We start from the raw sequence: 19,965 nt of genomic DNA, 5'->3' as shown, positions 1-19,965 counted from the left end.
CCTAGTCAGCCCGCGCGGCCCGGGTGCGCGGCGCCCGTCCGATGAGACGCCGGGTTAGAGAGCTTTGGGTAGGTTCAGTGCAAAATGAACCACACTCTGATTCATCCTCTCTTTGGCACTTCCGGAGTGACGACATGAGCTACGAGACCACGCGCCGCACGGTTCTCCTCGCCACGGGCGCGTCAGGTGCGGCGGCGCTCGTCGCGGCCTGCGGCGGGGGCGGCGGCGACAAAGGCTCCGCGTCCACGGACTCCCCCACCGGCGAGGGAGCGTCCAGCGGGCCCCCCGGCCCGGTCCTGGCCAACATCGACGAGATCCCGGTCGGCGGCGGCAAGATCTTCAAGGACGAGGAGATCGTGGTGACCCAGCCGGAGCAGGGCCGGTTCAAGGCCTTCTCGGCGATCTGCACCCACCAGCGCTGCACGGTGGGGTCCGTCTCCGACGGCACGATCAACTGCCCCTGCCACGGCAGCAGGTTCGAGATCGCCGACGGCGCGGTGGCTCACGGGCCGGCGACGCGGCCGCTGCCCGCCGAGCAGATCACCGTGGAGGGGAACTCGATCCGCCTGGCGTGAGGGCCCTCCTCACGCGTCCCACAGCGCCCCGAGGGTGAGCAGGTCGCTCCGGTACTCGACGCGGTCGGCCCACTCGGTGGGCCAGGCCTCCGCGCCCCGGTAGGCGCCCGCGAAGGCGCCCGCGAGGCAGGCGATCGAGTCCGAGTCGCCGACGGTGCAGGCAGCCCGCCGCAGGACCGTCACCGGCTCGTCGACGAAGAGCAGGAAGCACAGCAGCCCGGTCGCCAGGGCTTCCTCGGCGATCCAGCCCTCGCCGGTGGCCAGGCACGGGTCGGTCTCCGGCGAGACGGTGCGCACGGCGTGCTGGAGCCGGTCGAGGGCCTCCAGGCACTCGTCCCAGCCGCGCGCGATGAACCGCTCGGGGCTCGGGTCCTCGGCCCGGCGCCACAGGTCGCCGAGCCAGCGCTCGTGGTAGTGACCGCGGTTCTCCAGGGCGTACGAGCGGAGCAGGCCGACCAGCCCGGTCGGCTCGGCGCCCTGCGCGAGCAGGCGTACGGCGTGTGCGGTGAGGTCGGAGGCCGCCAGGGCCGTGGGATGCCCGTGTGTCAGCGCCGCCTGCAACTGGGCGGCGCCGGCCCGCTGTTCGTCACTCAGGCCGGGCACCAGCCCCAGGGGCGCGACGCGCATGTTGGCACCGCAGCCCTTGGAGTGGATCTGGCTGGCGTCCTGCCAGGGGCGGGTCTCGTCCTTCAGCAGCATGCAGGCCTTCAGACAGGTGCGGCCCGGAGCCCGGTTGTTCTCCGGGGACTGGTACCAGTCCACGAACTCCTCCCGCAGGGGCCGGGCCAGTCGCAGCGGCGTGAGCAGCCCCCGGTCCATCGCCGTCCGGACCGCGCGGCCCAGCGCCAGCGTCATCTGCGTGTCGTCCGAGACGAAGGCGCGCTCGGGCAGCTCCATCTCCCGCCACGGTCCGCACTTCGCGAGGATCGAGGGCACGTCGTTGAACTCGGTCGGAAAGCCCAGCGCATCCCCGAGGGCGAGGCCCGTGAGCGCTCCGGTGGCGGCTTGCTTGTGGACGAGCGTGGTCATGCGGGGCGTCCTTCCCGGGCGGGCCGGAGGAGAGGCGGGTGAAGGGCGGCGGCGGTGCCGGCGCGGTACAGCGCGGCGGGTTTGCCCCGGCCGCCGGTCAGTCGCGCCGCACCCGGGACGGGTTCGACGAAGCCCGGCGTGGCGAGCACCTTGCGCCGGAAGTTGGGCCGGTCGAGTGCGGTGCCCCACACGGTCTCGTAGACCTGCTGGAGCTCGCCGAGGGTGAACTCGGGCGGGCAGAAGGCGGTGGCGAGGCCGGTGTACTCGAGCTTGGAGCCGACGCGGTCGTGGGCGTCGGCCAGGATGCGGTCGTGGTCGAAGGCGAGCGGCCCCGCCGTGCCGTACGGCAGCCAGTCGGCCCGGGCCGCGTCACTGCCGCCGTGCGCCTCGGGTGCGTCGGGCAGCAGTGCGGCGAAGGCCACCGACACGACCCGCATCCGGGGGTCACGGCCGGGCTCGCTGTAGGTCCGCAGCTGCTCCAGATGCAGCCCGGAGACGTCGGACAGGCCGGTCTCCTCGGCGAGTTCACGCCGGGCGGCCGTCTCCGCGGACTCGTCCGGCTGCACGAACCCGCCGGGCAGGGCCAGGCGCCCGGCGTACGGCTCCTGCCCGCGCTCGACGAGCAGCACGTGCAGCGCGCCCTCGCGGAGGGTGAACACGGCCAGGTCGACGGTGACGGCGAAGGGTTCGTGGGCGTACTTGTCGTAGCCGTCCATGCACCTGCACCCCCTTTTATAGTCGCTCTGACTATAAAAGGGGGTGCAGGTGACGCACAAGCCCTCGGAGGCGGTGGTGCCTAGAGGTCGACCTCCTGCATCAGCATCCCGACCTCGGTGTTGGACAGCCGCCGCAGCCAGCCCGACTTCTGGTCGCCCAGGGTGATCGGCCCGAACGCGACCCGCACCAGCTTGTCGACCGGGAAGCCGGCCTCCGCCAGCATCCGGCGCACGATGTGCTTGCGCCCCTCGTGGAGGGTGACCTCGACGAGGTAGTTCTTGCCGGTCTGCTCGACGACCCGGAAGTGGTCCGCGCGCGCGTAGCCGTCCTCCAGCTGGATGCCGTCCTTGAGCTTCTTGCCCAGGTCGCGCGGGATGGGCCCGACGATGTGCGCGAGGTAGGTCTTCTTCACGCCGTACTTCGGGTGGGTCAGCCGGTGCGCCAGCTCGCCGTGGTTGGTGAGCAGGATGACGCCCTCGGTCTCGGTGTCGAGCCGGCCCACGTGGAAGAGCCGGGTCTCGCGGTTGGTGACGTAGTCACCGAGGCACTGCCGGCCCTCCGGGTCCTCCATGGTCGACACGACACCGGCGGGCTTGTTCAGCGAGAAGAACTGGTAGCGCTGCGTGGCGACGGTCAGCCCGTCGACCTTGATCTCGTCCTTCTCCGGGTCGACCCGCTTGCCCTGCTCCATGACGATCTCGCCGTTGACCTCGACCCGGGCCTGCTCGATCAGTTCTTCGCAGGCGCGCCGGGAGCCGAAGCCCGCGCGGGCGAGGACCTTCTGCAGCCGCTCGCCCTCCTGCTCGGCGCCGGGGAAGGTCTTCGGGAGCTTGACCTCCTTCTTGCCGGCGTACCGGTCGCGGTTGCGCTCCTCGATCTGCGCCTCGTACTCACGGGGGCGCGCCGGGGCCGTGCGCCCCTGCCTCTGGGGCTGCTTGGGACCGCCCTTGGCGCCGCCGCGCGCGGCACCGCCGCGACCGGCCTTGGGGCCGTCCTTCGTCGCCCCGGGGCCCACGTCGTAGCGGCGCTCCTCGGGGCGCGGCTTCTTAGGACGGCCACTGCCCTGCTTGTCGTCGCGGTTGTTGCCGGCGCCGCGGAAGTTGCCGCGACCACCACCACTCCCGCCGCGGCCGCCGCTGTTGCCACCACGGCTCCCGCCGTTGTTTCCGCTGCTGTTCCTGCCGCTGCTGCTTCGCATCAAAGTTCCGTCTGGTCGTCTTCGTCGTGGGTCCCCGGGCTCACCGGGCGGCCCGGCGCGTCGTCGTCGGGCGCGTCCGGGTCGAACGACGGTACGCCCTCCTGGGTCTCGGCCTCGATCGCCTCCGCCTCCGGGAGGAAGGGCGCGAGTTCCGGGAGCTCGTCCAGACCGCGCAGGCCCATCCGCTCCAGGAAGTAGTTCGTCGTCGTGTACAGGATCGCACCTGTTTCGGGTTCCGTGCCCGCCTCCTCTATCAGACCGCGCTGGAGGAGGGTGCGCATGACACCGTCGCAGTTGACTCCGCGGACGGCCGAGACCCGGCTGCGGCTGACCGGCTGCCGGTAGGCGACGACGGCCAGGGTCTCCAGGGCGGCCTGGGTGAGGCGGGCCTGCTGGCCGTCCAGGACGAAGCGCTCGACGGCCGGGGCGAACGCGGCCCGGGTGTAGAAGCGCCAGCCGTTCGCGACGTGGCGCAGCTCGAATCCTCGGCCCTGCACGGTGTACTCGTCGGCCAGCTCGCGCAGGGCGTCCGCGATCTGGCGTCTGGGCCGCTCCAGTATCTTCGCGAGGTGCTCCTCGGTCGCCGGCTCGTCCACGACCATGAGGACGGCCTCCAGGGCCGGCTTGAGGTCGAGATCGGCGACGGTACGCGGCCCGGCCGGCAGGTCGGTCGTTCGCTCGCTCACGCCTTCTTCTCCTCCTTCGGCGGCTCGGGCGGCCGGTCGAACTCGTCGGTGACGGTCGGGGTCTCGTCCCCGTCCCCGCCGGTCCACCGTACGAGCAGGTCCCCGAGCGCGGTCTCCTGCTCCAGCGCGACGGCCTTCTCTCGGTACAGCTCCAGCAGGGCGAGGAACCTCGCCACGATGGTCAAGGTGTCGTCGGTGTCCGCCACGAGGCCCTGGAAGCCGGCCTCGCCGAGCTCCCTGAGCCGGGCCACGACGATCTGCGCCTGCTCCTGCACGCTGACCAGCGGGGCGTGGATGTGGTCGACGTAGACCTGCGGCCTGGGCTTGGGCTGCATCGCCTTCACGGCGAGCTTCGCGAAGCCCTCCGCGCCGATGCTGATGACGACGTCGGGCAGCAGCTCGGCATGGTGCGCCTCCAGCCCGACGGTCCTCGGGTAGCGCCGGGCCTCGTCGTCGAGGCGTCCGCTGAAGATGTCGGCGATCTGCTTGTACGCCCGGTACTGCAGCAGCCGGGCGAACAACAGGTCCCGCGCTTCGAGCAGCGCCAGATCGCCCTCGTCCTCCACCTCTGCGGCGGGCAGCAGCCGCGCGGCCTTCAGGTCCAGCAGCGTGGCGGCGACGACCAGGAACTCGGTCGTCTCGTCCAGGTCCCAGTCCGGCCCCATGGCCCGGATGTACGCCATGAACTCGTCGGTCACCTTCGACAGCGCGACCTCGGTGACGTCCAGCTTGTGCCGCGAGATCAGCTGCAACAGCAGGTCGAAGGGCCCTTCGAAGTTGGCGAGCCGGACCTTGAAGACCCCGCCGTCGGCGTCGGTGCCGTCGGCCGGTGCGGCCGGGGGCGGCGCGGAGGCGACCGCGGGGGAAGCGGCCTGGGGCTCCCCGGCGGCGTACTGCTCCGCGGCGAGCGCGACCGGCCGCTCCTCGGCGGCCGGCGCCTCCACGACGACCGGATCCACCACCGCGGCCTGGCTCCCCGTGGCCTGTGCCGGCTCAGCCGGCGCGGGCGCCTGCGAAGCCGCCGCTCCCCGGCCCAGCGCACGCCGGCGGCCGGACCGGCCGCCGGGGGGTGGTGGGGAAGCGTTCGAGGTCATGGCCCCCGCAGGCTACCGCTACCGCCCGCGCAGTCGTCGTACGAGGATGCTGGCGTCTCCACGGGTCTCCAGGTCGGCGAGGACCACGGCGACCGCCTCGCGGACGATGCGTCCGCGGTCGACGGCCAGGCCGTGCTCGCCGCGGAGCACGAGACGGGCGTGCTCCAGGTCCATGAGCTCCTCGGCCGACACGTACACCGTGATCTTCTCGTCGTGCCGCTCACGGCCGCTGGGGCGGCGCGAGGGGTTGCGCCCGCGCTTGCGCGACGTGGCTCCCGCGGCACCCGCGGTCCCGGCGGCAGAACCTTCCTGCGCCGTCTGCCGACGGGCGGAGCCGGAGCGCTCGGCGGCCGCGGAACGGCTGTGGGCCTCCCCGGCCTCGGCCGGTTCGGCGTCCGCCGCGACATGCTCGGCGCCCTCGCCGTCGCCACCCTGCGCGGGCACCGACTGCGGCGCGTCCTCCGCGGCCGCCGCGGCGTCGCCCTCCCCCGCCGGAGCGGGCACCCGGGCGTCACCGTTGGCCTGACGCCTGGGCTGGGACGACTGAAGCGCCATCCCCCCTGTCGTACGGAAGAGTTCGTCGGCCCCCGGCAGACTCACTCGGCGTGACACCGGGCGAGCACCTCCCTGGCGAGCTGACGGTAGGCGGCGGCGCCGACGGAGTTGGAGGCGTACGTGGTGATCGGCTCACCGGCGACCGTGGTCTCCGGGAAGCGGACCGTGCGCCCGATGACCGTGTGGTAGACGTGGTCGTCGAACGCCTCGACCACCCGCGCGAGCACCTCACGGCTGTGCACCGTGCGCGAGTCGTACATCGTGGCGAGGATGCCGTCGAGCTCCAGCTCCGGGTTGAGCCGTTCCTGGACCTTCTCGATGGTCTCCGTCAGCAGGGCCACACCGCGCAGTGCGAAGAACTCGCACTCCAGAGGCACTATCACCTTGTGGGCGGCCGTCAGGGCGTTCACCGTGAGCAGGCCGAGCGAGGGCTGGCAGTCGATGACGATGAAGTCGTAGTCGGGCAGCAGCGGCTTCAGGGCGCGCTGCAGCGTCGACTCGCGGGCGACCTCGGAGACCAGCTGGACCTCGGCCGCCGACAGGTCGATGTTGCTGGGCAGCAGGTCCATGTTGGGGACCGCCGTCTTCAGCAGCACCTCGTCGGCCGCCATCCCCCGCTCCATGAGCAGGTTGTAGACGGTGAGGTCGAGCTCCATCGGATTGACACCGAGTCCGACCGACAGCGCGCCCTGCGGGTCGAAGTCCACGAGCAGGACCCGGCGTCCGTACTCCGCGAGCGCGGCACCCAGGTTGATGGTCGACGTGGTCTTGCCGACGCCGCCCTTCTGGTTGCACATCGCGATGATCTTCGCGGGGCCGTGGTCGGGCAGCGGCCCCGGGATCGGGAAGTACGGCAGCGGGCGCCCGGTCGGGCCGACCCGCTCCCGGCGCTGTCTGGCCGCGTCGGGCGCGAGAGTGGCCGCGTACTCGGGGTCGGGCTCGTACTCCGCGTCGGGGTCGTAGAAGTGCCCCTCGGGCAGTTCGTCGTAGTCGGCGAAGTGGTTGTGGGGCGCGCCACTTCCGTCGCCGGCCATGGCGTTCACGTGATGGCCATCCATCTTCTGGTGTGCTGTGTGAGTCGCCTGCTGACTCTGGTGGGCTGCGAAGGTGCGCACAGCGACGGAGCCGACAGCCTCGAACCCCGCGGGACCCTGGTCCCGTGCAGGCATTCCTGGTTGACCACCCCCGGGAGTAAATGTCGACTCATTCACAAGTCGTCTTACCTCCTTGGTGACCAGGAAACTTCTAGACAGGTCAGCGTGGCACCATGCCGACGATTGGCGACTCTATGGCGTGTCGGGCGTCCGCAGCAACACAATCCGCCGGACCCGGCCCGATGTGTCGGCAATGAAACATCCGGCTGTCAAGGGCGTACGGCCGTCGCACGGCAGGTTTCACCGGTGTGCGAATCGGTTGAAGGGTTACGTTCGAGGCGAGTTGCTCGAGAATCGCGAAGTGACCATACACACATCCGGCCGGACCTTGTCGGGCAAGGTCCGGCCGGGTGCGCGGCGTTGACGACCGGTGTTGACGTATCGCCTTTGCCGGTTGGTTACTTAGCCGACTTACCGGCTGCGAGGGTTCAGCCGAGCAGCGAGGACAGCTCCACGTGCTCCACGCCGTGCGCCTCGGCGACCTCGCGGTAAACGACCTTGCCGTCATGCGTGTTGAGACCCTTGGCCAGCGCGGGGTCGCGACGCAGGGCGCCCACCCACCCGTGGTTGGCCAGCTCGACGATGTACGGCAGCGTGGCGTTCGTCAGCGCGTAGGTGGAGGTGTTCGGCACCGCGCCGGGCATGTTGGCGACGCAGTAGAAGACCGAGTTGTGGACCTGGAAGGCCGGCTCGGCGTGGGTGGTCGGACGGGAGTCCTCGAAGCAGCCGCCCTGGTCGATCGCGATGTCGACAAGAACACTTCCGGGCTTCATCCGCGAGACGAGCTCGTTGGTGACCAGCTTCGGGGCCTTGGCGCCGGGGATCAGCACCGCGCCGATGACGAGGTCGGCCTCCAGGCAGGCCTTCTCCAGCTCGAAGGCGTTCGAGACGACGGTCTGGATCTTGGTGCCGAAGATCTTGTCCGCCTCGCGGAGCTTGTTGATGTCCTTGTCGAGCAGGGTCACGTGGAAGCCCATGCCGATGGCGATCTGCGCGGCGTTCCAGCCGGAGACACCGCCGCCGATCACGACGGCCCGGCCGGCCAGCACGCCGGGGACACCGCCGGGCAGCACGCCCCGGCCGCCGTTGGCCCGCATCAGGTGGTAGGCGCCGACCTGCGGGGCCAGCCGGCCCGCGACCTCGGACATCGGGGCCAGCAGCGGCAGCGCGCGGCTGGGCAGCTCGACGGTCTCGTAGGCGATCGCCGTGGTGCCGGACTCCAGGAGGGCGTCCGTGCACTCCTTGGAGGCGGCCAGGTGCAGGTAGGTGAAGAGCGTCTGGTCCTTGCGGAGGCGGTGGTACTCCTCCGCGATGGGCTCCTTGACCTTCAGCAGCAGGTCGGCGGCGGCCCACACCTCGTCGGCGGTGTCCAGGATCTGCGCACCGGCGGCGACGTACTCGGTGTCCAGGATCGAGGAGCCGACGCCGGCGCCGCGCTCGATGACGACCTGGTGGCCGTGGCGCACCAGCTCGTGCACACCGGCGGGGGTGATGGCCACCCGGAACTCGTTGTTCTTGACCTCGCGGGGGATGCCGACCTTCACGTCGATCACGGTCCTTGGCTCAGAGGGTATGGGGGTCTTACTAAGACATACCCGGGCACGCACGGGCACACCGGGAGAGACCGCAGGAGAACGTGCGGCAGAGCCAGTCTAATGAAGGTGTTCTCGCTGTCTAGCCTTTCATTGCATCAATCTTCAGCTGATGCGGTACGGATTTCGCAGGCGTCGGGTTCATTTTGAAGGTTTGAGTCGCCGAGAATCCGCTCGGCGGCGCCCCGGTGCAGCCCGGCCGACGCGGGATCACCCAGGTGTTCGAGGGTGTCGGCGACCCGCAGATGCAGGGCGGCCTGGAGCCGCGGGTCCTCGGCGCGCCGCGCCCACTCCACGGCCTCGCGGCAGGTGCGCAGCGACTCCTCGGGCCGGCCCGCGTACTCCTGGACCCGCGCCAGCTCGCTCAGCGCCCGTGCCTGGGCGGCCACATCGCCGTTCTTGCGGTGCCCGGCGATCGCGGCGCGCCAGTTCCGCAGGGCCTCGCCGTAGCGGCCCGCGAAGGTGTGGGCCGCGGCGATCCGCCCGTAGAGCCGGGCGGCCTCGGCGCGCTCGTCCCGGGCGAGCCGCTCGACCAGGGCGCGACCGAACCAGTCGGCTGCCCGGTCGTAGTCGCCGAGCTCCAGGTGCGCGCCGCCTACGGATTCCATCGCGCGGCCGGTCGCGTACGGGTCGTTCACCTCACGCCCGGCGTCCAGCGCGACCCGGTAGCGCGCCAGGGCGTCGGCCGTGCGGCCCGTGCGGGCGTCGAGGTCGCCGAGGTTCAGCAGGGCGGCGGCCCGCTCACGGGGCAGGTTCCGGCGCTCGGCGACGTCGAGGACCATGCCGTGGATGTCGTAGAGGTCGGGCGCGGCGGCCTGGGTGCCGATGTGCGCCGCCATCGCCCGGACCAGCTGCGACATCAGCCGTCGGGCCAGGGTGTCCAGCTCCCCGTCGGCGACCGCGAGCCGGGCCGAGGCCAGCAGGGCGGGCCGGGTCAGGCGCAGCCACTCGGCGGCCGCCCGCGGGGTCGGGAAGCGCAGGGCGCGCGGCATGTCGAGGAGCTTCTGGCGTGCCTGGGGGCTGTCGGTCTCGGTGATGGCCCGGCAGGCCTGGAGCAGCCGTACGGTCCGCTCCAGCATGCGGGCGCGGGCCAGCTGGAGCTCGGCGGGGCGTTCGTGGTGCTCGGCGAGGACCCGCAGATGGGGGTGCAGGCAACCGGGCACCTCGTACTGCGGCAGCGGGGAGTCCACCGCGTGCAGGAAGCCGAGGGCGACGAAGTCGTCCAGGAGGGTACGGGCCCTGCCGACCGAGCAGCCGACGAGCGCGGAGGCGGTCTGCGGATCGACCAGCCCGGCCGGGGCGAGGGCGAGCAGGCGCAGCATCCGGGCGGCGGTCGCGGGCAGGGCGGCGTGGGCGAGCCGGAAGACCCGGGTCAGGGCGGTGCCCTCGGTGTCCTCGGCGCGCAGCTGCTTGGCGAGGTCGGAGACGGCGGCCTTGGGGCGGGCCGCGAGCCAGCCGCCCGCCAGCATCAGCGCGGCGGGCTGCCCCTGGCACTCCTCGGCCAGGCCCTCGGCGGCCCGGGGGTCGACGGTGATGCGGACCGAGCCGGTGTGCCGGGTCAGCAGCTCCACGCCGGACTTGGCGTCCAGGCCGCCCAGGGTGCAGGGGCGGACGTCCGAGATGCCGGTCAGCGGGCCTTCGGAGACCGCGACGACGAGACAGTCCGGGGTGTCGGGCAGCAGGGCGTCGACCTGCTCGGCGTCGGCCGCGTCGTCCAGCAGGAGCAGGGTGCGGCGGTCGGCCAGGGCGGTGCGCAGGGCGTCGGTGAGGTCGTCCTCACAGGCTCCGGCGGGCGCCTGCTCGTCCAGGGCGGTGAGGAGGTCCCGGGCGGCACGTCCGACGGGTACCGGAGTGCCGTCGGGGTCGGTGAGGCGGGCGCGCAGGACCCCGTCGGGGTAACGGTCCGCGACCTGCCGGACGAGTTCCTCGGCGAGCGCGGTGCGGCCCGAGCCGGGCCGTCCCGCGATGAGCAGCACGCGCGCGCGGGGTGCCTTGCGGCCCGCCAGGGTGTCCAGTCCGGCACGCTCGATGTCGGCGCGCAGTTCCTTCAACTCCCGTGTGCGGCCCAGGAACTCGATCTCCCCGGCAGCGCGCCCGGCCGGCCGCACGTCGCCTGTCTCCACGACCTGATCCGTCACGGGCCACACTCCCGTCCCACCGCACACGCAAGCCCGCCGGGACTCCGGTTCGGGCGTGCCACAGAGCCTAGTTCACGCTCTGCAACGTTCCCGGGTGGAGCGCGGGGGGCGGGACGGCCCTTCCCCCGATCGGATCAGCCGATCTTCACATCGCGGGGTTTGCGGTCGGCCTCACCCCGAGGAGACCGTGCCGGGCGGCGGACGGAGCCGGGCCCGTGCCCGGGTTCCGTACCCGCCCTGCACGCGGGGCCGGCGCCGGACGCGGTGCCCACCCCGTTCGTCCGGGCACGGGCCGCGCCCGACCACCCCGGCGCCGGGTCGCGCAGCGGCGGGCCGTGGCGACGGCGGTCTCGCGGGCCACCCGGACGACCGGAGACCGGGACGACCGGAGACCTCATCTCGGGGGTCGCTCCGCATCCCGCGGGGCGCCCCCCGGCTCACCGGCCGCCGATAGTCGGTACGGGGCGATGGCCCGGTACGGGCGACAACGCGCCCGGCGGAGCGGTCGAGCACGCGGCCCCGCTGTGCGTCCGGCGGCTGACGCCCGTCGCGGCCCGGACACGGGCACGCCGCCCTGGGCGAATCAGGAACCCCTCAGCCCCCGGACGGTTCAGGAACCCCTCAGCCCCGGAGGGTTCAGGCCTCGAACGGACGGGCCGGCCACGGGGCCTGGGCCGGGCGCAGGGCGTCCAGGCCGTCACCGCCCCGTGCGGCGACCAGGGAGAGGACGCCCACGACCAGGCAGTTGTTGTGCAGCTCGCCGGCCAGCACCCCCCGCACGAGGTCCTCGACCGGCACCCGGTCGAGCTCCATGTCGGCCTCTTCCTCCTCGACCGCGAAGCGCTCGCCCTCGGCCTCGGACAGATCGCGCGCGAGGAAGATCCGCACCGCCTCGTCACAGCCGCCGGGCGTGGTGTAGACGTCGGTCAGCACCCGCCAGTCCTCGGCCTTGACGTGCGCCTCCTCGTACAGCTCGCGCTGCGCGGCGTGCAGCGGGTTCTCGCCGGGGACGTCGAGCAGCCCGGCCGGGATCTCCCACAGCTTGTGGCGCACGGGGTGGCGGTACTGGCGCAGGACCAGGACGCGGTCGGCCTCGTCGAGGGCGAGGACGGCCACGGAGCCGGGGTGGACCTGGTAGTCACGGCCGACCACGGTGCCGTCGGGCATGACCACGTCGTCGGTGCGGACGGAGGTCTTGTTGCCCACGAAGGGGGTCTGGGTCGCCCGGATCTCCCACGCCTCCGGGGTGTCCTTGATCGTCATGCCTGTCCTTCCACGTGCCCTGCGCGACCTGCCGAAACGAAACCGGGGTGCACACCCTTTGAAGGGATGCACCCCGGCCACCGTACAACTGGTGTGTTACTTCGAAGTCTTCCGCTCGACCGCGGCCTTGACGAGCCCGGCGAACAGCGGGTGCGGACGCGTCGGGCGCGAGCGCAGCTCCGGGTGAGCCTGCGTGGCGACCAGGTACGGGTGGACGTCGCGCGGGTACTCGACGTACTCGACGAGCTTGCCGTCCGGCGAGGTGCCGGAGAACAGGATGCCCGCCTGCTTCTCCAGCTCCGCCCGGTAGGCGTTGTTCACCTCGTAGCGGTGCCTGTGGCGCTCCTCGACGTACTCCTTGCCGTCGTACACCTCGCGCACGATGGAGCCCTCGGCCAGCTTCGCCGGGTACATGCCGAGCCGCATGGTGCCGCCCATGTCCCCCTCACCGGCGACGATGTCCATCTGCTCGGCCATGGTGGAGATGACCGGGTGCCCGGTGGCGGGGTCGAACTCGGTGGAGTTGGCGTCGGAGATGTCGGCGAGGTTGCGCGCGGCCTCGATCACGATGCACTGCAGGCCGAGGCAGAGGCCGAGCAGCGGCACCTTGTTCTCGCGGGCGTAGCGGATGGCGCCGACCTTGCCGGTCACGCCGCGCTCGCCGAAGCCGCCGGGGATGCAGATGCCGTCGACGTCGCCGAGCTGCGCCGCGGCGCCGGCCGGGGTCTTGCAGTCGTCGGAGGTGACCCACTTGATCTTCACGCGGGCACGGTTGGCGAAGCCGCCGGCGCGCAGCGCCTCGGTGACCGACAGGTAGGCGTCGGGCAGGTCGATGTACTTGCCGACCAGGGCGAGGGTGATCTCGTGGTCGGGGTTGTGGACGCGGTCGAGCAGGTCGTCCCAGGTCGTCCAGTCGACGTCCCGGAACGGCAGGTCGAGCTTGCGGACGACGTAGGCGTCCAGGCCCTCGCCGTGCACGGTCTTCGGGATGTCGTAGATCGAGCGGGCGTCGGGGCAGGCGACGACGGCGGCCTCGTCGACGTCGCACATCAGCGAGATCTTCCGCTTGATCGCGGTGGGCACCTCGCGGTCGCAGCGCAGCACGATGGCGTCCGGCTGGATACCGATGTTGCGCAGGGCCGCAACCGAGTGCTGGGTCGGCTTCGTCTTCAGCTCACCCGAGGGACCGATGTACGGCAGGAGCGAGATGTGGACGACGAAGACGTTGTCACGGCCGACCTCGTGCCGGACCTGGCGGACGGTCTCCAGGAACGGAAGCGACTCGATGTCGCCGACCGTGCCGCCGACCTCGGTGATCACGACGTCGACCTCGTCCGTCGCCATGCGGCGGATGCGGTGCTTGATCTCGTTGGTGATGTGCGGGATGACCTGCACGGTGTCGCCCAGGTACTCGCCGCGCCGCTCCTTGGCGATCACGGTCGAGTACACCTGGCCGGTGGTGACGTTCGCGGAGCCGTCGAGATCGCGGTCGAGGAAGCGCTCGTAGTGGCCGATGTCCAGGTCGGTCTCGGCGCCGTCGTTGGTGACGAACACCTCACCGTGCTGGAAGGGGTTCATCGTGCCGGGGTCGACGTTCAGATACGGGTCGAGCTTCTGCATCACGACGCGCAGGCCCCGGGCCTTGAGCAGCATGCCGAGGCTGGAGGCCGTCAGGCCCTTGCCGAGCGAGGAGGCGACACCCCCGGTGACGAAGATGTGCTTGGTCGTCGAGTTACGAAAAGCGGCGGGCGGCATGGCCAAGACGGGGCTCCCGTGGTCGCGGTCTGGGGGTGCGGTGCGGCTCGCCGCCGGAATGCTCCGGGGCGCCGTCGCTGCGGTTCGGGGGTTCCCTGTCGGGAAGGGGCCCACCGGTCCACGGGCTACCAGCGTATCAGCGCCGCGGGGGGATGGCTTCCGGCCACGCTCCGCACACATTCCGACACGGAGACGGTCGTCGACACCGGTCTCTCACCCGCTGCTCACTCGTTCGGCGTACCCGCCTTGCCTGGACGGGCACCCGGATCACCCGCGTGCGTCGTATCCTGCTCGGACACTCGCTGCCGAGCCCGTCCGGCCCAACGGCACCACCCCCCGCCCGTAACCACCGGAACAACGTGAGCTCGTCAGTTCGTTGAGCAACAATTGGCGCTTTGCATCACGGCTGAGTGACCTGTTTTGCTTCATCGCTCAACGACGCATTGCTGGACCTGCTGAAAACCCCCCTTGACCGCACTAGCGACAGCCCCCTCGCGGGGTGACGTGGCCGTTCGACTGGAGTTGCACGTGGCCGGGCGCATCGAAGATTACGCACTCATCGGAGACATGCAGACCGCTGCCCTGGTCTGCCGGGACGGGACAGTCGACTGGCTGTGCCTGCCCCGCTTCGACTCGCACGCCATCTTCGCCGGCCTGCTGGGCACCGAGGAGCACGGGTTCTGGCGGCTCGGTCCCGCGTACGCCTCCGACCAGGAGCCGCCCACCGCGGCGCGGCGCAGCTACCGGGGTGACTCGCTGATCCTGGAGTCCGAGTGGGACACCCAGCGGGGCACGGTCCGGGTGACCGACTTCATGCCGCCGCGTGACGGCGCCCCGCAGCTGATCCGGATCGTGGAGGGCGTCTCGGGCCGGGTGCCGATGCGCTCCGCGCTGCGGATGCGGTTCTCCTACGGCCGGGTGGTGCCGTGGGTGCACAAGCACGAGGGGCGCACGGTGGCCGTCGCGGGTCCCGACTCCGTGTGGTTCGACACATCCGCGGAGACCTATGGCAAGTCGCTGACGACCTACGCGGACTTCACGGTCGCCCCGGGCGAGCGGATCGCGTTCACGATCTCCTGGGAGCCCTCGCACAAGGAGCCGCCGCCGCTGCCCGAGCCGGAGCAGTCGCTGGAGGCCACGGAGGACTTCTGGCGCGAGTGGGTCGACCACTGTACGTACCACGGCCCCTACCGGGAGGCCGTGGTCCGCTCGCTGATCACGCTGAAGGCCCTGACGTACGCCCCGACCGGCGGCATCGTCGCCGCGCCGACCACCTCCCTGCCGGAGGACATCGGCGGCGTCCGCAACTGGGACTACCGCTACACCTGGCTGCGCGACGCGGCGATCACGCTGTCCTCGCTGCTGCGCACCGGCTACCGCGAGGAGGCCCGCGCCTGGCGCGAGTGGCTGCTGCGGGCCGTCGCCGGCGACCCGGAGAACCTGCAGATCATGTACGGCATCGCCGGCGAGCGCGAGCTGGGCGAGGCGGAGCTGGACTGGCTGCCCGGCTACGAGCACTCCGGCCCGGTCCGGGTCGGCAACGGCGCGGCGCACCAGCTCCAGCTGGACGTCTACGGCGAGGTCACCGAGGCCCTGCACCTGGCCCACATGACGGGTCTCGCGCGCAACGACTACGCCGCGCTGCTCCAGCTGAAGCTGATCCGCTACCTGGAGGACCACTGGCAGGAGCCGGACGAGGGCATCTGGGAGGTGCGCGGCCCACGCCGCCACTTCGTGCACTCCAAGGTGATGGCCTGGGTGGCGGTCGACCGCACGATCAAGCTCATCGAGTCCGGTGACGCGGACGGCCCGCTGGAGCGCTGGCGCGAGCTGCGCGACGACATCCACCGGGACGTGTGCGACAAGGGCTACGACAAGGAGCGCAACACCTTCACGCAGTCGTACGGCTCGAAGGAGCTGGACGCCTCCCTGCTGCTGATCCCGCAGATGGGCTTCCTGCCGCCGGACGACAAGCGGGTCATCGGCACCATCGAGGCGATCCAGCGTGAGCTGTCCACGCCGGACGGCTTCATCCTGCGTTACCCGACCTCGGGCGGCGACGAGGGCGTGGACGGCCTGCCCGGTGACGAGGGCGCGTTCCTGGCCTGCTCGTTCTGGATGGCCGACGACCTGGCGATGATCGGACGCGTGGACGAGGCCCGCAAGCTGTTCGAGAAGCTGCTGTCCCTGCGCAACGACCTCGGCCTGCTGGCCGAGGAGTGGGACCCGCGGCTGCAGCGTCAGGTGGGCAACTTCCCGCAGGCGTTCAGCCACGTGCCGCTCATCGACACGGCGCTGCGCCTGACGGCTTCGGGCGCGTACGGCGGCTGAGCGGGGCGGCCCGCGGGGGTGTCATTGCGGCCTGAGGGCCGTGAGCGTGCGCTCCCCCGCGGGATCGCCCGCCGTGGCCGGGACCAGGGCGATCTCGTCGAGTCCGGCCTCGGCGTAGGCGGCGATACGGGCGCGGACGGTGCCGGCGTCGCCGACCAGGGCGACCGTGCCGGCGGCCTCGGGCGGCAGGGCCCTCAGCAGGGTCTCCGAGTCGGCGCCCTTGGCCGCCAGTTCGACGACCTCGGCGAACCCCGCGTCGACGAACATGTCGCTGTAGCCCGGCACGGCGAGGTAACCCACGACGCTGCGCAGGACCTGGGTGAGCGACTCCGGGTCCGGGTCCACGGCGGCGGGCAGCCACGCGGTCAGCCGCGGCGGCGTGCGGCCCGCCTTCTCGGCGGCCGCGAGCATCCGGTCCCGCAGCATGCGGACCTGCCCGGGCGAAACGATGTCGAGCAGCATCCGATCGGCGTGCGCGACGGCCGCGGCGACCGCCCGTTCCCCGAACGCCGCGACGGTGACCATGCCGCCGGGCGGCGGCAGCCGGCGCGGAAAGGCGCTGCCGGGCACGATCGGCTCGCCCGGGACGCTGTGCATCAGCGCCCGCACGGCCTCCGCCGACTCCGCGAGGGCGGCGGCGGGCCGGGTCCGCGGCCGGCCGTGCACGCCCTCGACGACCCGCTTGCTGGAGGTGCCCAGGGCCACGCCGACGGGCCGGCCGGTGACGGCCGCGGTGGAGGCGGCGCCCCGCACGATGGTGAGCGGGTCGCGCACCGACACCGGCACGGGCCCGGCGGTCAGCGCGACCTGCTCGGTGGCCGCGCCGATCGCCGCCGCCAGGACGAACGAGTCCCACGTCGGTCCCTCGCCCGCCCACACCTCCCGGTACCCGAGCCGGTCGGCGAGCACCGCGACCCGCAACGGCTCCTCGACCGGGCTGTCGTCCTCCCGCCCCACCGCGACCACGCTCATGTCCATGAGGGCGCCCGTACCCGGTCGATCACCGGGTATTCCAGGGCGTGATCGTCCTCGTGTCCCTCCGGAGATGTCCGGGGGGCACCCGCGCGGGTAGCGTCCGGCACATGGACAGCGCGACGGACAGCGGTTACGACACCCAGGGCGCCGGGATCACCGTGCAGCGGGCGCTGGAGCTGCCGGGGCTGCGCAGTGGGCTGCCCGAGGTGCTGGCGGGAGCCGAGCGGCTCGGGCGGACCGTGCGCTGGGTGCACGCCGGGGAGGTGCCGCACATCGCCTCCCTGCTCAAGGGCGGCGAACTGCTGCTGACCACCGGCTACGGCCTCGGCACCCGCCCCGCCGAGCAGCGGGCGTTCGTGCGCACCCTGGCCGAACGCGGCATCGCGGCCCTGGTCGTGGAGCTGGGTCCGCGGTTCACCCGGCTGCCCGCGGCCCTGGTCGACACGGCACGCGCGGCCGGGCTGCCGCTGGTCCAACTGCACCGCGAGGTGCCGTTCGTCACGGTCACGGAGGAGGTCCACACCGAGATCGTCAACGGCCACTACGCCCTCCTCCAGCGGGCCGAGGAGGTGCACCGGCGGTGCACGCAGGCCGTGCTGGGCGGCGGCGGAGTGCCCCAAGTGCTCGGCATCCTGGCCGACTTCGCCGGCAACCCGGTGTTCCTGGAGACGGCGGACGGGCAGTTGCTGTACGCGGCGGGGGCCGGTCCCGAGGGCGCGGACCCGCTCCAGGTGTGGGAGGGGCTGCGGGGCCAGCACAAGGAGGAACCGCCGCTGGCGGGTTCGGTCCTGGTGGACGTGCCGGGCGGCGGGCCGGGCAGCGGGGGCGTCCGGGCACGGCTGGTTCTGCTGCCCGTACGGTCCGCGCCGGCGCCGGTGCACCGGATGGCGGCCGAGCGGGCCGCGGGCATCCTGGCCGTGGTGCTGATGCAGGCCCGCCAGGAGGAGGAACTGGCGGCGCGTGGACGCGGCGACTTCCTCACCGACCTCGCCGAGGGCCGGGTCACGGCCGAGGACGCCCCGGCGCAGGCACGCGTGCTGGGCTTCCGGCCGGGCGAGGGCCCGCTGCTGCCGGTGGTCATGCGGCTCGGGGACGCCCTGTCCTCGGGCGGGGGCTGGGCCGTGCTGGCCCGGGCGATCGCGGAGGAGCTGGCGTCGGTGGGCGTGCCGGTGCTGCTGGGGGTGCGGCCGGTGGAGGGCCGGGTGCTGGTGCTGCTCGGCCTGCGCGCGGAGCCGGAGCGGGAGACGGTCGCGGACCGGGTGGCGGCGGCGCTGCGGGCGGGGGCGGGCCGGGCCGGGATGCCACGGCCGGGCGGGCAGCCGCCGGTGGTGGTCGTGGGCATGGCCGGAGGCTGGACGGCGGCGGCCTCGGGCCTGCGGCACGCGGCCGAGACGGCCACGGCGGCCCAGGGCCTGCCGGACCGGCCCTGGTACGACGCCCGCCGCCTCGACATCGACCTGCTGCTGTGGCGGCTGCGTGACCAGCCGGACCTGGCGGCGTTCGTCGACCGCGCTCTCGGTCCGCTCCTGGAGCACGACCGCCGCTCCCGGCCGCCGCTGCTGCCCACGCTCACGACGTATCTCGCCCACGCGGGCCGCAAGGCGGAGACGGCGCGGGAGCTGCACCTGAACCGGCAGACCCTTTACAACCGCCTGGCACGCATCGGGGAGTTGCTGGGCACGGACCTCGACGACCCGCAGACGGTCCTGGCCCTGAGCCTGGCCCTGCGGGCCCGCAGGCACGTGCCGTAGGGGCCTCTACGGCAAGGGCCGGGGCTGGGTCAACTCGTCGTACACGCTGAGGACTTGCGCGACCGTCTCGTCCTCGGTCGGCCAGGTGGCGGCCTGCCGGGCGCCCCTGGCCGTCAGCAGTTCCCGGCGCGTCCGGTCGCCGAGCAGCCCGACGACGGCGTCGGCGAGGGCCTTCGCGTCCCCGTACGGGACGAGTTCGGCGGCGTCGCCGACCAGTTCGGGGATGCCGCCGACCTCGGTGGCGACGAGCGGCACGCGCGCGTGGAGGGCCTCCTGGGCGAGGACGGACCGGGCCTCCCAGCGGCTCGGCAGCAGGGCGAGGTCGGCGGCGGCGAGCAGGTCCGTGATGTCGTCGCGTCGCCCGATGAGCCGGACCGGCAGTCCCTCCTCCTCGATCCGCGTCTGAAGTTCACCGCGCAGCGGCCCCTCCCCGGCGATCACGACCAGGGGCACGGGGTCGAGCCGGCGCCAGGCGCGCGCGGCGTCCAGCAGTACGTCGTATCCGCGGTGCCGGTCCAGGGAGCCGACGGCCATCAGCAACGGCCGTCCGATGGCGCCGAGTTCGGCGCGCACCTTGGGCCGCAGCCGGTCGGGGTCGTCGGGCTCCGGGGGCCTGCGGGAGCCGGGCAGCGCGACGGCCGCGAGCCGGGCGTCGCGCGCGCCGGTGAGCCGGGCCCGATCCACGAGGGCCGAGGTCGTGCCCAGCACCACGGTGGACGCCTTCACGACCCTCCGCTCCAGCACCCGCAGCATGTGGGCACGCGCACCGTCGGCGTGCGCCCGGTCGTGCCACGTCACGACCAGCGGAGTGCGCACGCGTCGCCCGCTGAGGGCGAGCACGGTACGGAAGGAGGCGTGCAGCCCGTGCGCGTGCACCAGATCGGCGTCGGCGCAGGCCGCCCGCAGGGCCGCCACCGACACCGGGTCGCTGCTGCGCGGCACATGCACGTGGTCCGCGCCGACTCCACTGAAGTCATAGGCGCGGTCGGCCTCATAGGGGGCGCACACCGTGACTTTCACGCCCCGCGCGACGAGCCCCGCGGCCAGCGAGCGCACATGCGCACTGCTGGCGGCGTTGCCTCCGCCCAGCACCTGCACGGTGCGCAGCGGCAACTGGCCATGCGGTGCGTGGCTGCTCACGGGGGTCACGTG

16 protein-coding genes are annotated in these 19,965 nt (G+C 72.5%); 3 read left to right on the top strand and 13 right to left on the bottom strand.

Annotated features, from left to right (window positions below):
* The first annotated feature begins 134 nt into the window (after positions 1-134).
* Positions 135-575, top strand: a complete 441-nt coding sequence (locus ACFY9E_RS36600) for a Rieske 2Fe-2S domain-containing protein (RefSeq protein WP_390992007.1) — start codon at positions 135-137, stop codon at positions 573-575.
* A 9-nt stretch (positions 576-584) separates the two neighbouring features.
* On the opposite strand, the gene ACFY9E_RS36595 is transcribed toward ACFY9E_RS36600, so the two are convergent.
* The 11 genes from ACFY9E_RS36595 to ACFY9E_RS36545 all read right to left on the bottom strand — a co-directional run bounded on the left by ACFY9E_RS36595 (position 585) and on the right by ACFY9E_RS36545 (position 13,756).
* On the bottom strand, positions 585-1,604 hold the full coding sequence (locus ACFY9E_RS36595; protein ID WP_390992004.1) for an ADP-ribosylglycohydrolase family protein: 1,020 nt from the start codon (positions 1,602-1,604) through the stop codon (positions 585-587).
* Positions 1,601-2,320 carry an NUDIX domain-containing protein gene (locus tag ACFY9E_RS36590; RefSeq protein WP_390992001.1) on the bottom strand — a complete coding sequence of 240 codons (720 nt, stop codon included), beginning with the start codon at positions 2,318-2,320 and terminating at the stop codon, positions 1,601-1,603. Before ACFY9E_RS36590 ends, ACFY9E_RS36595 begins: the two co-directional genes overlap by 4 nt.
* Before the next feature lie 80 nt (positions 2,321-2,400).
* Positions 2,401-3,519 (bottom strand): pseudouridine synthase, encoded by a 1,119-nt coding sequence (locus tag ACFY9E_RS36585; protein WP_390991998.1) that lies wholly within the window; start codon positions 3,517-3,519, stop codon positions 2,401-2,403.
* Positions 3,519-4,205 (bottom strand): SMC-Scp complex subunit ScpB, encoded by a 687-nt coding sequence (gene scpB / locus ACFY9E_RS36580; protein WP_390991995.1) that lies wholly within the window; start codon positions 4,203-4,205, stop codon positions 3,519-3,521. The genes ACFY9E_RS36585 and scpB overlap by 1 nt, the downstream gene beginning before the upstream one ends.
* Complete coding sequence (locus ACFY9E_RS36575) at positions 4,202-5,299, bottom strand: segregation/condensation protein A (RefSeq protein ID WP_390991992.1); 1,098 nt, start codon at positions 5,297-5,299, stop codon at positions 4,202-4,204. The genes scpB and ACFY9E_RS36575 overlap by 4 nt, the downstream gene beginning before the upstream one ends.
* A gap of 18 nt (positions 5,300-5,317) precedes the next feature.
* Positions 5,318-5,911 carry a hypothetical protein gene (locus ACFY9E_RS36570; protein WP_390991989.1) on the bottom strand — a complete coding sequence of 198 codons (594 nt, stop codon included), beginning with the start codon at positions 5,909-5,911 and terminating at the stop codon, positions 5,318-5,320.
* Positions 5,896-7,023: a ParA family protein gene (locus ACFY9E_RS36565; RefSeq protein ID WP_283973253.1), complete on the bottom strand. Its 1,128-nt coding sequence runs from the start codon at positions 7,021-7,023 to the stop codon at positions 5,896-5,898. Before ACFY9E_RS36565 ends, ACFY9E_RS36570 begins: the two co-directional genes overlap by 16 nt.
* Before the next feature lie 413 nt (positions 7,024-7,436).
* Positions 7,437-8,561 (bottom strand): alanine dehydrogenase, encoded by a 1,125-nt coding sequence (gene ald / locus ACFY9E_RS36560; RefSeq protein ID WP_390991986.1) that lies wholly within the window; start codon positions 8,559-8,561, stop codon positions 7,437-7,439.
* Between the two features lie 137 nt (positions 8,562-8,698).
* On the bottom strand, positions 8,699-10,738 hold the full coding sequence (locus tag ACFY9E_RS36555) for a tetratricopeptide repeat protein (protein ID WP_390991983.1): 2,040 nt from the start codon (positions 10,736-10,738) through the stop codon (positions 8,699-8,701).
* Positions 10,739-11,374: 636 nt separating this feature from the next.
* Positions 11,375-12,001, bottom strand: a complete 627-nt coding sequence (locus ACFY9E_RS36550; RefSeq protein WP_390991980.1) for an NUDIX domain-containing protein — start codon at positions 11,999-12,001, stop codon at positions 11,375-11,377.
* Between the two features lie 96 nt (positions 12,002-12,097).
* Positions 12,098-13,756 carry a CTP synthase gene (locus tag ACFY9E_RS36545; RefSeq protein ID WP_352119912.1) on the bottom strand — a complete coding sequence of 553 codons (1,659 nt, stop codon included), beginning with the start codon at positions 13,754-13,756 and terminating at the stop codon, positions 12,098-12,100.
* 528 nt (positions 13,757-14,284) lie between these two features.
* On the opposite strand from ACFY9E_RS36545, the gene ACFY9E_RS36540 reads away from it, so the two are divergent.
* On the top strand, positions 14,285-16,087 hold the full coding sequence (locus ACFY9E_RS36540) for a glycoside hydrolase family 15 protein (RefSeq protein WP_390992326.1): 1,803 nt from the start codon (positions 14,285-14,287) through the stop codon (positions 16,085-16,087).
* Between the two features lie 21 nt (positions 16,088-16,108).
* Here ACFY9E_RS36540 and ACFY9E_RS36535 read toward each other — a convergent pair whose 3' ends face one another.
* The gene (locus ACFY9E_RS36535; protein ID WP_390991978.1) at positions 16,109-17,065 is read right to left on the bottom strand and encodes an LLM class F420-dependent oxidoreductase; all 957 of its coding nucleotides are present in this window, start codon (positions 17,063-17,065) and stop codon (positions 16,109-16,111) included.
* 104 nt (positions 17,066-17,169) lie between these two features.
* Between ACFY9E_RS36535 and ACFY9E_RS36530 the strand changes: the two genes are divergently transcribed.
* Positions 17,170-18,813 (top strand): PucR family transcriptional regulator ligand-binding domain-containing protein, encoded by a 1,644-nt coding sequence (locus ACFY9E_RS36530; RefSeq protein WP_390991975.1) that lies wholly within the window; start codon positions 17,170-17,172, stop codon positions 18,811-18,813.
* Between the two features lie 6 nt (positions 18,814-18,819).
* Here the strand turns inward: ACFY9E_RS36530 and ACFY9E_RS36525 are convergent, their stop codons facing one another.
* Entirely contained in the window at positions 18,820-19,962 is a 1,143-nt protein-coding gene (locus tag ACFY9E_RS36525; RefSeq protein ID WP_390991972.1) for a glycosyltransferase, read from the bottom strand.
* Between the last annotated feature and the right edge of the window lie 3 nt (positions 19,963-19,965).

Source organism: Streptomyces sp. NPDC012466 (assembly GCF_042955215.1).
Taxonomy (GTDB): domain Bacteria; phylum Actinomycetota; class Actinomycetes; order Streptomycetales; family Streptomycetaceae; genus Streptomyces.
The sequence above is the reverse complement of the archived record's forward strand: the minus strand, read 5'-3'. Positions and strand labels throughout refer to the sequence as shown.

What these genes read in the sequence shown, in the direction of transcription:
- ACFY9E_RS36530 (WP_390991975.1), top strand. Translation starts at nt 17,170, where the DNA reads ATGGACAGCGCGACGGACAGCGGTTACGACACCCAGGGCGCCGGGATC.
- ACFY9E_RS36565 (WP_283973253.1), bottom strand. Translation starts at nt 7,023, where the DNA reads ATGCCTGCACGGGACCAGGGTCCCGCGGGGTTCGAGGCTGTCGGCTCC.
- ACFY9E_RS36595 (WP_390992004.1), bottom strand. Translation starts at nt 1,604, where the DNA reads ATGACCACGCTCGTCCACAAGCAAGCCGCCACCGGAGCGCTCACGGGC.
- ACFY9E_RS36550 (WP_390991980.1), bottom strand. Translation starts at nt 12,001, where the DNA reads ATGACGATCAAGGACACCCCGGAGGCGTGGGAGATCCGGGCGACCCAG.
- ACFY9E_RS36545 (WP_352119912.1), bottom strand. Translation starts at nt 13,756, where the DNA reads ATGCCGCCCGCCGCTTTTCGTAACTCGACGACCAAGCACATCTTCGTC.
- ACFY9E_RS36600 (WP_390992007.1), top strand. Translation starts at nt 135, where the DNA reads ATGAGCTACGAGACCACGCGCCGCACGGTTCTCCTCGCCACGGGCGCG.
- ACFY9E_RS36575 (WP_390991992.1), bottom strand. Translation starts at nt 5,299, where the DNA reads ATGACCTCGAACGCTTCCCCACCACCCCCCGGCGGCCGGTCCGGCCGC.
- ACFY9E_RS36535 (WP_390991978.1), bottom strand. Translation starts at nt 17,065, where the DNA reads ATGGACATGAGCGTGGTCGCGGTGGGGCGGGAGGACGACAGCCCGGTC.
- ACFY9E_RS36590 (WP_390992001.1), bottom strand. Translation starts at nt 2,320, where the DNA reads ATGGACGGCTACGACAAGTACGCCCACGAACCCTTCGCCGTCACCGTC.
- ACFY9E_RS36585 (WP_390991998.1), bottom strand. Translation starts at nt 3,519, where the DNA reads ATGCGAAGCAGCAGCGGCAGGAACAGCAGCGGAAACAACGGCGGGAGC.